Source organism: Endozoicomonas atrinae, from assembly GCF_001647025.1.
Taxonomy (GTDB): domain Bacteria; phylum Pseudomonadota; class Gammaproteobacteria; order Pseudomonadales; family Endozoicomonadaceae; genus Endozoicomonas; species Endozoicomonas atrinae.
Window position 1 is genome coordinate 1 of sequence record NZ_LUKQ02000172.1, and the last position, 11,974, is coordinate 11,974.

The 11,974-nt window shown below is 50.2% G+C and carries 13 protein-coding genes; 5 read left to right on the top strand and 8 right to left on the bottom strand.

What is annotated here, in order from left to right:
• Window positions 1–158 precede the first annotated feature (158 nt).
• From AK963_RS19550 to AK963_RS19580, 7 genes are all read right to left on the bottom strand, one after another.
• Window positions 159–2,261 (bottom strand): AAA family ATPase, encoded by a 2,103-nt coding sequence (locus AK963_RS19550; RefSeq protein WP_066017117.1) that lies wholly within the window; start codon window positions 2,259–2,261, stop codon window positions 159–161.
• A 63-nt stretch (window positions 2,262–2,324) separates the two neighbouring features.
• Window positions 2,325–2,954, bottom strand: coding sequence for a hypothetical protein (locus AK963_RS19555; protein WP_066017118.1), 630 nt, complete (start codon window positions 2,952–2,954; stop codon window positions 2,325–2,327).
• A gap of 2 nt (window positions 2,955–2,956) precedes the next feature.
• On the bottom strand, window positions 2,957–3,820 hold the full coding sequence (locus tag AK963_RS19560) for an ATP-binding protein (protein WP_066017119.1): 864 nt from the start codon (window positions 3,818–3,820) through the stop codon (window positions 2,957–2,959).
• Window positions 3,817–4,290 carry a hypothetical protein gene (locus AK963_RS19565; RefSeq protein ID WP_066017120.1) on the bottom strand — a complete coding sequence of 158 codons (474 nt, stop codon included), beginning with the start codon at window positions 4,288–4,290 and terminating at the stop codon, window positions 3,817–3,819. The genes AK963_RS19560 and AK963_RS19565 overlap by 4 nt, the downstream gene beginning before the upstream one ends.
• Window positions 4,287–4,508: a DNA-binding protein gene (locus tag AK963_RS19570; RefSeq protein WP_420795623.1), complete on the bottom strand. Its 222-nt coding sequence runs from the start codon at window positions 4,506–4,508 to the stop codon at window positions 4,287–4,289. The genes AK963_RS19565 and AK963_RS19570 overlap by 4 nt, the downstream gene beginning before the upstream one ends.
• Before the next feature lie 171 nt (window positions 4,509–4,679).
• On the bottom strand, window positions 4,680–5,675 hold the full coding sequence (locus AK963_RS19575; protein ID WP_066017122.1) for a hypothetical protein: 996 nt from the start codon (window positions 5,673–5,675) through the stop codon (window positions 4,680–4,682).
• Window positions 5,644–6,864 (bottom strand): hypothetical protein, encoded by a 1,221-nt coding sequence (locus AK963_RS19580; RefSeq protein WP_139117533.1) that lies wholly within the window; start codon window positions 6,862–6,864, stop codon window positions 5,644–5,646. Before AK963_RS19580 ends, AK963_RS19575 begins: the two co-directional genes overlap by 32 nt.
• Before the next feature lie 112 nt (window positions 6,865–6,976).
• Between AK963_RS19580 and AK963_RS19585 the strand changes: the two genes are divergently transcribed.
• From AK963_RS19585 to AK963_RS19600, 4 genes are read left to right on the top strand one after another with little or no spacing between them, the layout of a single operon-like run.
• The gene (locus AK963_RS19585; protein WP_066017124.1) at window positions 6,977–7,228 is read left to right on the top strand and encodes a hypothetical protein; all 252 of its coding nucleotides are present in this window, start codon (window positions 6,977–6,979) and stop codon (window positions 7,226–7,228) included.
• Window positions 7,221–7,682: a DUF2924 domain-containing protein gene (locus AK963_RS19590; RefSeq protein ID WP_066017125.1), complete on the top strand. Its 462-nt coding sequence runs from the start codon at window positions 7,221–7,223 to the stop codon at window positions 7,680–7,682. Before AK963_RS19585 ends, AK963_RS19590 begins: the two co-directional genes overlap by 8 nt.
• Complete coding sequence (locus AK963_RS19595) at window positions 7,669–8,997, top strand: recombinase family protein (protein WP_066017126.1); 1,329 nt, start codon at window positions 7,669–7,671, stop codon at window positions 8,995–8,997. The genes AK963_RS19590 and AK963_RS19595 overlap by 14 nt, the downstream gene beginning before the upstream one ends.
• Before the next feature lie 16 nt (window positions 8,998–9,013).
• The gene (locus tag AK963_RS19600) at window positions 9,014–9,469 is read left to right on the top strand and encodes a hypothetical protein (RefSeq protein WP_066017127.1); all 456 of its coding nucleotides are present in this window, start codon (window positions 9,014–9,016) and stop codon (window positions 9,467–9,469) included.
• Window positions 9,470–9,562: 93 nt separating this feature from the next.
• Here AK963_RS19600 and AK963_RS19605 read toward each other — a convergent pair whose 3' ends face one another.
• The gene (locus AK963_RS19605) at window positions 9,563–9,943 is read right to left on the bottom strand and encodes a hypothetical protein (protein WP_139117534.1); all 381 of its coding nucleotides are present in this window, start codon (window positions 9,941–9,943) and stop codon (window positions 9,563–9,565) included.
• Window positions 9,944–10,938: 995 nt separating this feature from the next.
• On the opposite strand from AK963_RS19605, the gene AK963_RS19610 reads away from it, so the two are divergent.
• A partial coding sequence (locus tag AK963_RS19610; protein WP_238593790.1) for an SNF2-related protein occupies window positions 10,939–11,974 on the top strand: 1,036 nt, incomplete at its 3' end.

Consider the following 11,974-nt stretch of genomic DNA (forward strand, 5'->3'; position numbering starts at 1 on the left):
GAATTTACTTACATTATCTTTACGTTTCCAATTTCCAGCTTTTCTCTGGAAACGGTCATTTTTGGAAACGCTCTGGAAACGGTTTAGCAACGGTACTTTCTGGGTTCGTTGCTGGTTAAAAAATAGTCTGGAAACGCTCTGGAAATGCTTTTTACGCTTCACTGGAGGTCAGCTCCCGGAACAATAACCCCCTTTCCACTAGCAAAATCTCCCCATGGCGAGTCCAGCCATTTAAGCTCTTTTGAATCTTTCAAAGTACCTTTGACGATTCTGGGAGGCTTTTCATTCAGCAGTTCCTGCACCAGGTTTTCGAGCCGATGTCGGGGCATTGGATGGAAGATGTCCGGCAGACGATTACGCTGTTTGAAGACACCGTTGACGCCGGTATGCGTCATGGGATGTCCACGCTCAGCAGCCATTCTCAAGGCTTCAGATAATTGCACCAACATGTCGTAGTTGCTGGGTGTGCCACCCTTCAGTCTACGGGTCAAATCCTCCAACAATCCAACACTGTTACGCTTATAGGTACGCAAAGTACGATCGGCCGGGCCATTGGATTTAACCACTGCCCCTTGATAAAAACTCCGTGCCTCCGGTATTAAATTCAGGGTGGTGCACACCTGTTGCACATGAGTATCCTCAGCGGGCCACAAGGCATAGGCCATACGCACTCCGTCGACCAATGCACTGCTGCCTCTGATGGCATCCCTTGCCTGCTCAGCACTGTCGATAGGCCTCATACTCGGGGGCTTACGCATATGGTGGACCACCATCACCGCTGCACCGGTTTCTGACGCCAGGTTAGCCAGCAAACCAGTGAGATAACTCCCCACTGCCGGATCCGCATTGACATCCGCATGAACAAAGGAAGACAGAGGGTCAAACACCACCAGCTTCAAATCCTCAATCTGTTGAAGCTGCCTCACAATCTGAGTGAATTCACGGGTCGTTGCAGGTCCATCAGGAGTGTCCTTCACCATGGGAAACGGTCCACCTGCATTTGGAAGGGGCACTATCAATAACTTGTCAGGACGGTCCAGTCGGTGATTACCCGGATCAAGCTTCTCCAGACGACGATGCACTTCCGCCTGATCATCCTCTGCGGTAAAAACCACCACCGTACCGTGCTGTTGAATACGACCACCCAGAACCTCAGCAAGGAACCCTTCACCACAAGCCACTTCAAGTGCCAGCTTCAGGGTCAGCATGCCTTTCCCCGTATCGCCCATGGCCGCCAATATGGACACCACGCCCATGGGAAAAGAACCTTCCACCAGAAAGTGCTGATCGGGTGCTTTGCCCTGATAACGCAATGCATTCCAATCCTTGAGGAATAACCCGGCAGACTTGATGGTTTTGCGATCCGTTGTAATTTTCCACTCGTCAATATTGAAGCCTTCTTCAAGCGCATCAGCGGCATCCCACTTCTCTGGCTTAGCGGCTGGTGGCTTGAGAATAACAACGGACATAGCTCCAATGTCGTCAATGGCTTTTGCTGCACTGTGTGCATAAGCCAGTCCGGCCTCATCATGATCCGGCCAAATCATCACTCGCTTGTCTTTGAGGGGAGACCAGTCTGTTTTCTCAACCGGTGCCTTCGCTCCATTCATGGCAGTGGTGGCACAATAGCCGTTATCAATCAGTGCCTGTGCTGCTTTTTCTCCTTCCACCAGCCAGACGTCCGTAGACTGTTTGATCCCCGGTTGGTTATACAATGGCCTGGGATTGGGAACCTTGGTCTTGCGTGCTTTAACATCCCACGGTCTGAACTCTTTACCATCCGGAGTATCGTAACGATAGACACAGGCGATCAAATTGCCTTCAGCATCGTGGTAGTCCCATTTGCCAGTGTGTGCACCAAGATCCTCGTAGTCGTCCTGGTAACTGGCTAATGCTGGTGGGCTAGTTGGTGGTATCCCTAACCAATCAGCCATTGCGCGAATAACCTCAGGAAAGTCATTTTTAGGATCAAGCCCCTGAACGGCCGCAGTCAGACTGACAATGTCACCGCCTTCACCATTTTCAAAATCATGCCATAGCCCGGGTTCACTGCCATCCAGCGAGACTTCCAGACTTTTACCTTTGTCACCCTTAACATTCCCCATGACAAACTTGTTACTCCGTCGCTTACCGTTCGGAAACATCGCCGTCAGGTAATCCAACAGCCGGTCCTGGATACGTCGCTTAATATCCTCAGCCGGTAAGAGCTCAGGGGCTTGTTGCTCTGCAGCCGTATTAAAATTGAGCCATCCGTTCTTCATTGCTCAGCGTCCCTGTAAAAAGAAGCCCACCTGCGGGTGGGCGATACTCCTTTCAGTTAGAAGTCAGTCCCACTGGCTGCCATAACCTTCAGCCGGATGAGGCGCTTGATCCGGTCCCCGATACAACTCGGACTGCAATTCATGATGAGACGGTCTCTGTCCGGGTTGTGTTACAGGTGCAATACCGTGCATCAACTGGGCATACTGCTTATGCTCCGGGGTAATGGCCTGCTTGATGACATTCTTCGGCTCGTCATACTGATCTTTTTCAAGACTCACCTTGGCCACAAACTCAATGCCATCGAGCTCCGACAGGGACATCAACTGACGGGCCTTGTACGCCGGTGGGCTGTTATCATCCGGTTTGATATTACGGGCTGACTGCAAAATACTGCGAACAAACGAGCGGCCCATGTTTTCCCACTCCGGTCCTTTCGGGCTGTACATCCCGATCAATGACCAGACCTTGCGTTTCGCATACTCGCCTGCCAGCAAAGTGAACTCAGCGTTGAGGTAGATGGCCCCGGTATCACCACGAGTGGCGTAACCTCCCGTCCATCCCATGTCCGGGTTATCAAAACCACCCGGCTTGATGGTCATACGAACCTTAACCACGGTGCCTGAAGGGATGATATCGTGCTGGTTCTGTTCAGCGGCATCGTTGAAATCGTTCCATGATTTTTTCTGAGACATGGTTATGCGTCCTTTTGGGTTTCAGCGGTTGGCGTTTTAAGAGTTGGATCGTCAAAGGTGACCGGCTGACGTTCAGCGGTTCGGATTTTATGAAACAGCCTGCCCAGGTGGGGCGGTTCAAACAGGTCGAGACGACCACTGCGGTCCTTGGCTGGGTAGCCATATGGATTCAGGGTCTGGCAGACAAAGGTTCGTCGAAGGTTACCTTCTTCATCCGGCAGGCTCGCAAGGGTAATGACCTCATCAACGATCCCGGGCATTTCCAGACCAGTTTTAGAGCCATCAATCTGAGGCTGATAAATTTTCCGGTTAAAGTCGTCCACCCGCTCCTCCAGGATGGCCACGAACACTACATTTTTACCCCGGGCATGCTGGAGATGAGTCAGTGCGGCAATCATCTCCTGTCCATGCAAACCATAGGCTCCCCGGGTATCCGGCTTGCCGGTTTTCTCAGAGAAGGCCTGGGGTTGGCTTTTGCACCACTGAAAGCAGAGCCGCCCCAGCACCGTGATGGAGTCGATAAAGTAGGTATCGTATTTATCCAGAGCGGATGGATCACCGTACTTCTCACACACCGCCTGATAGTGACCTTTCGAGTAAACCTGGTCATCCCTGAGTGCGGGGTTAGGACCTCCAAGATAGACGGCAAAATTTCGGAACTCCGTCCAGGTAGAGGGACGAATAGTGTCACCCTCCCAATCCTGAACCGCCAAGTCACCCGCTTCGAGATCCATGAACATCGTGCTATGCGTATCGAGGGTTTTCAGTAGTGTGGTCTTACCTTCCCCACTTCGGCCTAACAAAACACACTTGATTCCCTTTCGTTCCCGGCTTCGCTGTTCAGCTGTTAATATTGGCAAGCTCATGACTTTATCCCCCGATAGTTGGGAGACAGACGATACTTAGGCGTTCCCTGTTCAATAGTCAGTGCAGGTCGAAACGCGTTCTGCATGACCTCAGGCCATTCATCAAAACGTGCATCCAGAACGGTGTACTGCACCTCCATAAACGCTTCAGGATGTTCTCCCTGGTTACGGAGGGTTTCCGCTATGGCTGCCAGCTTTTTCTGATCCCAGGTAATGGCCTTGGGAATTTCAGATGTCACTTTCACGACACCGTCTTCAAAGTGAATGAAACCGAACTCCTGCTGTAACTCCGAACGAATGCTGGTGGCTTTGTAGACATATTTGTAAGCGATGGCAGACTCCAGCCAATCTCTTACTCTCTGGGCTTCCTCTAACTGAGCTTCAATGTTGTCCACCAGCACTAACAACTCTTCACCAGACCTGGCCGCCAGATCACTGACCGGTAACTTAAGTAAGTCTTTCAGATTCATGACTGACCTCCTGCTGCCATGGAATGGCAGGGCTCAGAAGTGGAGCGCATGGCGGTCTGCGCCTCGTAAGCTTCTACATCCTTGATCATGTAGATCACTCGCCCACCCATTTTGTGAAAGGTGGGTCCCCACCCCACCGAGCGCCAGCGCTCAAGAGTACGCTGCGAAACACTCCAGCGTTGTGCCAGTTCAATCTGGCTGAGACTGTTCTTTCTCACGTTCATCGCCTCCTCGCGTTTATTGTCAGAACGTGAGTAAATTGTCGAAAGCAAAATGTGAGACCGTCACCCCCCGAAATGTGAGAAATAATGTGAGACCTGCGGTATTGGCAGAAATTTGAGGCAAAAAAAAGCCACCCTGAGGTGGCGATCATCCGGCAGTAACGAATTTCAGGTCAGGTTAAACCCGTAATAGCCACGCCGGGTACTGGTCAGATAGTCCGTCCACTCATTGCCTTTAAACAACTCCGGCAGCCGTTTAACCGACCAGGTATCCGGCTTGTGTGTCGCTATTTTGACCGCCAGCAAAATATCACTGACCTTGACCTCCCAGACTCCGGCCTGTGAGCGCTGATACACATAATCAATTGCGGCCGCCTGGTTATCACCCTGAATACACCAGGGCTCTTTGCCTGCAATGATCAGTGTCTGACGTTGTCGATCATAGTGCACCGGACTGTCATCCTGATGATGTCCCGGTTGCACAATCGCTTGATACAGTCGGTCACGATTAATGACCGTTTTGGAGCCATGGGTAAACAATGCCCTGGCAACCGGCAAACTATAGAACCCCGAGGGCAGGCGATAGTGGCTGGGAAACATCTGATGTGCCGTAAGAATCAGGCCACGATCCCGGTTCGACAGTTGTCTCAGCGTGGCATCCAACGTGGTCAGTTGGCTTTGAGCTCCACGACAAAACCAGACCGGATAGTAAAAGCCGTCGGCCAGACGGGTATTTCCAATCCGCCAGAGATGCCCGCCCGCCAGTGGTGCACTGAGCCCAACCCGTTCTCGATCCGGCACATCCAGAAGGTCTGCCAGGTTGGCAAGCAACCGTTGGCAGTCCAGAGACCAGATGGAAACATCACTGACATCAACGGCGATTTTCAATAACGTTTCCGGACAGGTATAAAAATACCGCTGTTTGACCGGATCGTAATCCAGATCTTCTTCCGTGAAATCATCCCCACAAGGAACAGAAAGGGATGTGGTTTCTCCCAACCGGCAAAACCAGCCGGATTGATGGAGCAGCGGCTTCAGCGAATCGGCCAGGGTCAACGATAAAACTCCCTGTACCTGCTGGCCCGCCTGGGTAATCCACTCTTCAGTACTCTCTTCAAAACACCGGAACAGATCAATCGTCGTTTGCGGCAGGAGATAATTCATTCCCAATCCTTCTCACCAGTCCATTCAGCTCCAGGAATCGTTGGCAGACCCGTTTATCTTTTTCCCGGCTGTAGCGAAAACTGCACCGCGATTCACCGGAAAGATTAATAACGGCGGTTCGCTCATTTTCTGTTGGGTCATTGGGTCGCAGTTTTATGGTGATTGAAGCCCGGCTTAATCGACGCCCGGCAAAGCGAAAGCCATCCCATTGGGTAAGCTCAATCCCAGCAGAGTGAATGTCACCATGGTCACTCACAGGCGACGACACCAGCAGCGAACTCTTGTTCCCTCTCACACCCAGCAGGGTAACCTTGGCCCCAAACACCCCCTCGAGTCCACCGATATTGAGTTGAAACGTCTGGTCTCCCAGTTTCTGGTAATCGTAGGTAATCACATCCAGAGGCCTGGCTGTAAAGACGACATTGAGCAGACACTCTGCCACCGCCTTTCCTGCGGGATGCCAGAGACGGGTATCTTCTGACATCACGTACAATGCACCATTGTCCGGCTCATACGTCATGAAGGCGCTGGTGGCGAGCAGGATATCGCAGGGAATCAGCTGATTCTGTTCAACCCGCCCAGCACTTTCCGGTGGCAAGTTGTAATGTAACCGAACTTCATAGTGTTCCAGCCGCACACACGCCTCATCCTCAAACCGGGGAATGACTTCTGCAGCGACCGCATCAATCGGACACATTAATACTTCAGCCATGGCAGCCCGAAAGGACTTCACCTGCCCCTTATCGTCAATGCTCAGCCCTCTGGGCAACTCAAAACCAGCGCAACTCCGGCTGCTGCGACGCAGTACCCGCAACTGGCGTTTATCCAGCGCTTCGGCAAACAGGCGCTGGTCATAATCATAAAGCCACAGACTGCGATGGTATTGATTGGACAGGGTACGAAAGGTTTCTTTCAGATCTTCAGGTAGGGACTCTGTCCTGATTGCTTCCAGGGCGTCCTGTCCACTGCTGTCGCACAATAACAGGATCTTTTCAAACACCGGATTCAGCTCAGGCAACCGGTCGTCGTAATAATGGATCAACGCATTCAACAGGCTTTTTCTCTGTTTTCGAACCCCCGTAGCCGAAGGCACACGGAGGTCAATCGAAAAGGCACTGGACATCATGGCCTGGAAAAAGTCGGGATTCACCCGGCGAAGCACTGCTTCAAGGCTTTCAATGTGTGGCATCAACCATCCCTCATAATGATGGGCCATCACTGCATAAGAGGTCCTGACTTCAATTTAACTGTAATTTTATACAGTATTTACGCCAGAGCACGCAAGCCCCCGCAAATACGCCATGGCAAAAATCCATAAGGATTCGCAGAATAAAAGTAAGCCTTTTCAGGAACGAAACACCATGGACGAACTGCTATCAACAATGGAGCAAGACCTCAGCCCACGGGATGAAATTGCAGCACTGATCGCTTCAGCCATCCTCCGCAAGCGGCAGAGAACACAAAATAAAGACCCTGACCGACTGGATAACTCCGCTACCTCATGCATGACTGTGAACACCCCTGAGAACAAGACTGAGGTAGCTTATGAATGACGATAAAACCCTTGCCGCCAGAGTGGTGGCACTGCAATCCATGAAGACAGAAGAATTGCGCAAAATGTGGAAGGAGCTAAATGGCAAACCAGCTCCAGAGCTTGATCTTCGTATTCTTCGACAGCGACTGTCCAATCGAATTCAAGAATTGGCATTGGGAGGACTGAGTGAGAAGAGCTCGGACCGGCTGAAGCTGGCCAGCAAGAAAAGTGAGCACAAACCTAAATCTGCAAATAGCCGCTTAGTGAAGCCTCCATTGGGGACGGTCATCACCAAGGAGTACAACGGGGAAACCCACGAAGTCATCGTGACCCCGCAGGGTTTTGAGTACCGGGGAGAGATCTACAAGAGCCTGACCCGCATTGCCAATATGATCACCGGCACCAGCTGGTCGGGACCGATGTTCTTCGGGCTGAAATCCAAGTCAAAAGGAGGTGTACATGGCCAGGCGTAAGGAAACGTTGGTGAAGAAGCGATGTGCAATCTATACCCGAAAATCGACGGAGGAAGGACTGGAGCAGGCGTTTAATTCGCTCCATGCCCAGCGGGATGCATCCGAAGCGTACATTCACTCCCAGAAGCATGAAGGCTGGGTGCTGATTCCAAATGACTATGATGATGGTGGGTTCTCTGGTGGGAATGTGGAGCGACCTGCTCTTCAGCGTTTGCTTCGGGATGTCCAATCCGGACTGATTGACATTGTGGTGGTTTACAAGGTGGACCGCCTCAGCCGCTCTCTGGCTGACTTTGCTCAACTGGTGGACCTGTTCGACAAGCATAATGTGTCGTTTGTATCCGTCACCCAGCAATTCAACACCACCAGCAGTATGGGAAGACTCACTCTTAATATCCTGCTCTCTTTTGCCCAGTTTGAAAGAGAGGTCACCAGCGAGAGAATAAGAGATAAATTTCTGCTCTCCAAAAAGAAAGGCATGTGGATGGGCGGTAACCCTCCACTGGGCTATGACGTCATTGAGCGCAAACTCACCGTTAACCCGGTGGAAGCAGGCCTGGTTAACCTGATTTTCAAAACCTTTGTGAAAACCCGCTCCATTATCCAAACCTGTGAAATCGTCAATAAGAAAGGATACCGCACCAAGGCGATCCCGTTACACGACGGAACCGTGAGAGGCGACAGTCTGTTTGCCAAGAACACCGTTCATCGCATTCTCCGTAACCGGATCTACATCGGGGAGATTGGTAACAAGGGCGAATGGTACCCCGGTGAACATGAACCGATTATCCCCATGGACTTATGGGCAAAGGCTCATGGTACTTTCGATGTCCACGCCCAGCTGCGCTCAAAGTCTTCCAGGCACCGGAACAATCCTTCATTTCTCAAGGGCATGTTGGTAGGACCGGATGGTTTAGCCATGACCACCAGCAGTACCCGCAAAAACGGCCAGCTGTTCCGTTATTACGTGACCGGCACCAGTCAGAAACAGGGAGCCAAAAACAGCCCACTGCCGCCCCTGTCGGCCCGCACGTTGGAACTTATGGTGCTGGAGGAGATAAGGAAACGGCTGGCCAGCCCGGAGTTGCTGTTCAAGGTGTGGCAACAGGCCAGTGAACAGGATGGCAATCTCGATGAAAACACCATCCGGGCCGCACTGGGTGATCTGGCTTCGGTATGGGACGAGCTGTTCGCTCCGGAAAAAAGACGCCTGACAGAACTGTTAATCAAACGCATTGAACTGGCCGCAGAGCAAGTCACCGTTTACTTCCGGCCTGACGGCATGAATGCCGTTGCCATTGAACTACAACCATAAACTGCAAGGAGAGCCCATGGCCATTGTCAAAAAAGTCGGAGATGAAACTGTTGAATTTCTGGAAGAGGAAAACCTGATCAAAGTCACCATCCCCATCAAGATTATACGACGGGGTGGGAAGAGCACGATCAAGACACCGGATGGTATGGTTGGCCATGAAGAGATGGAGGCTCTGCAGCGAGCTCTAATCCAAGGTCACCGCTGGATCAAGTGGCTGGAAGATGGGAAGTATAAAACCCTTGAGGCCGTAGCCAGGAAAGAAAAGACGGACAAAAGTCGGGTAGCCAAGTTGATCCGCCTGACCTGTCTGGCACCGGATATTCAGGAAGCGATTCTCTGCAATACTGGAACATGGGTGCTTACGCTGAAGGATTGTATGAAGCCTTTCCCCATGCTCTGGACAGAACAGCGGGATCATTTCAGAAAACTGGCACTGGCCTCCCCTGAAGCTGCCCCCCCTTCCAATGATTGAAGGGGGACAATTATTGCTTCAGGTAAGCCAGTAAAGGTACTTCATCATATTGGATGCAGAGTTTGCACCACAGCGTAAATTCCCCCATCTTCGCTATGGCTGCTTTTGAGCTTGCAAGGTTTTAGATGCCACCAAAAAACGTTTTTCCGCTGCTTCAACACGGCTACACATTACATCTATAAAAACATAACTATTGGTGTATGCTCTCTCAAGTTCTGCATTAGCCAGCACATAGTCAAAGAAAGATTTCCATCGTTCTCGATATGCATTAACAAAAGCCTCAGAAGCTTTTATAACATCAAGATAGTCCATTATTGCCTGATCAAAGCCTGCTTGACCAATAGTGCGAGCGGCATCTTCCCACTTCTTTTCTTCCATGAGTAGAGTGGCTTTATTCGCTGAGCTCTCAAAAGTTTCTATCGCAGGTGTAAGGGCTTTTTGGCTCCCAAATGAAAATAAAGACTTAAAGTTCAAAATTGATCTACCTAAGTGACACTTGAAAAAGATGAATAATAAGCAAGGCTCGTACTGTAGATTTGTAAACACATTTTCAAGTCATGGCCAACGCTAAATACTCTATTTAAGCTTTTTACAGTTAATAAAATAATTCGAATACGGTCCCGAGCCCCTAGCGCAGGTATAGCTGCGAACCCACAAGATTACAACACAAAAAATCACATAGAAAGAACAATAGAATCAAACAGTTAAACGCTGTGGTTCTCGCAAGGGTAAAAACCACAGCTTTTCAGAGAGGAGAGAGAAAAGTCAGAAAAACGGGGAAAATTAGCTTTAAAAACGGAAGGCCACAAACCACAGCATCATCCGTTTAACCCTTTGTTTACAGGGTCTATAAACGACAAAACCCTTACGACAGATATCGTAAGGGCTTCATTGTATGGCGGTGGGGAGGGAACCTAATGCGAAATTTTTTGATAAAAACAAAATATGTACTATTGTACATATTTAGCTCTACCCCGCTAACGCCGCCTATTCAGCACGCCTCATAGCAAACCCGAAGGCCAATCTTACCGTGGTGATATTTGCACATACTATAAGCAGAGAATAGTCTTGATCTAAGTCCAAACCTCCGCAAACGGTCAAAGAAAATAATCAGACGCTGAAAACCTTATCCACCCTCTCTCAACCCCAAAAAGAGGACCCAGCATAGATTTTTACCTGACTCAACACAGGTTTCTAAACCTTCATCAGCCTTCCTGAAGGGGGCTCCGATATTTAGCCCTCGCCCTTACGTCACAGCTTACAGATAGAAGTAAATGAAATAAAACTTACATTTTTTAACACTCCGCAAATACACGACTACCACCAATCACCTCACAAGCGTACAATATTTTCCTTCTCAAATTTGTACCACTGAGCTATCTGGTCCCATGCTCCCCAAAGTCGATAAACGACGGCGGTAAAATCCACGGGCGGTAGCGTACCTGCTGATACAACATGGAAATGTAGCCGTGCTTCTGGACAATAAACAAAATGGAAAAGTGGGTGAAGAGCTTCGCCGACACCTTGGCAAAGGATCAAAACTGTCGGTACTCTCTGGCTTATTCTCCATCTATGGTTTTGACTGGCTGAAGAAAGAATTATCTTCCGTCGATGAAATACGCCTGTTGTTGTCCAGGTCGCTGAAAACCGAAATAGCCCACGATACGCCTTTTGCCGAGTTAACCGGTGACCGCTTTGAGCACCGCCTCAGGAACCAGCTCAATCAGATGCAGATTGCCAAAGAGTGCGCCGGGTGGATCGAGCGAAAGGTCGAGGTGCGCTCCACCAGCATGGCCAACCAGAACCTTTTTCATATCAGCAAAGCAGACAATAACGACACCGCTATCCAGGGCAGTTCACATTTCACCAGTACGGGATTGGGCTTCAGTGAGTCTGATCAGTTTGATATGAATATGTGCCTCACCGATAGCACGGCCACGCAAGGAATGCTGGAGTGGTTTAATGCAATCTGGGACAGCCCGTCAGCCAGCGATGCCAAACAGCTACTGCTGGATCAGCTCAACCAATTGACACAGGATCAATCGCCCCAGTTCATCTACTTTCTAACCCTTTATCATCTGTTCAAAGACTTTCTGGAAGAGATCGACGAAGACAGCATCATCAAAAGCAAAACCGGTTTTAAAGATACCCTGGTCTGGAACAAACTCTACAAATTCCAGAAAGACGGTGTGTTGGGCGCCATCGACAAACTGGAACGCTACAACGGCTGCATCATTGCCGACAGTGTCGGTCTTGGCAAAACCTTCTCTGCCCTCGCCGTCATTAAATACTATGAACTGCGTAACGACCGGGTACTGGTACTTGCCCCCAAAAAGCTCAGGGAAAACTGGACCGTTTATACGGTGAATGACAAACGTAATTTATTATCGGCAGATCGCTTCAACTACGACGTACTCAACCACACCGACCTGACACGCACCACCGGCAAATCCGGTGAGATCAATCTGGAAACCATCAACTGGGGCAACTATGACCTGATCGTGG

Bases quoted from the DNA above. Each gene is read 5' to 3' on its own strand.
- AK963_RS19550 (WP_066017117.1), bottom strand. From the start codon at position 2,261: ATGAAGAACGGATGGCTCAATTTTAATACGGCTGCAGAGCAACAAGCC.
- AK963_RS19555 (WP_066017118.1), bottom strand. From the start codon at position 2,954: ATGTCTCAGAAAAAATCATGGAACGATTTCAACGATGCCGCTGAACAG.
- AK963_RS19560 (WP_066017119.1), bottom strand. From the start codon at position 3,820: ATGAGCTTGCCAATATTAACAGCTGAACAGCGAAGCCGGGAACGAAAG.
- AK963_RS19565 (WP_066017120.1), bottom strand. From the start codon at position 4,290: ATGAATCTGAAAGACTTACTTAAGTTACCGGTCAGTGATCTGGCGGCC.
- AK963_RS19575 (WP_066017122.1), bottom strand. From the start codon at position 5,675: ATGAATTATCTCCTGCCGCAAACGACGATTGATCTGTTCCGGTGTTTT.
- AK963_RS19580 (WP_139117533.1), bottom strand. From the start codon at position 6,864: ATGCCACACATTGAAAGCCTTGAAGCAGTGCTTCGCCGGGTGAATCCC.
- AK963_RS19585 (WP_066017124.1), top strand. From the start codon at position 6,977: ATGGCAAAAATCCATAAGGATTCGCAGAATAAAAGTAAGCCTTTTCAG.
- AK963_RS19590 (WP_066017125.1), top strand. From the start codon at position 7,221: ATGAATGACGATAAAACCCTTGCCGCCAGAGTGGTGGCACTGCAATCC.
- AK963_RS19595 (WP_066017126.1), top strand. From the start codon at position 7,669: ATGGCCAGGCGTAAGGAAACGTTGGTGAAGAAGCGATGTGCAATCTAT.
- AK963_RS19600 (WP_066017127.1), top strand. From the start codon at position 9,014: ATGGCCATTGTCAAAAAAGTCGGAGATGAAACTGTTGAATTTCTGGAA.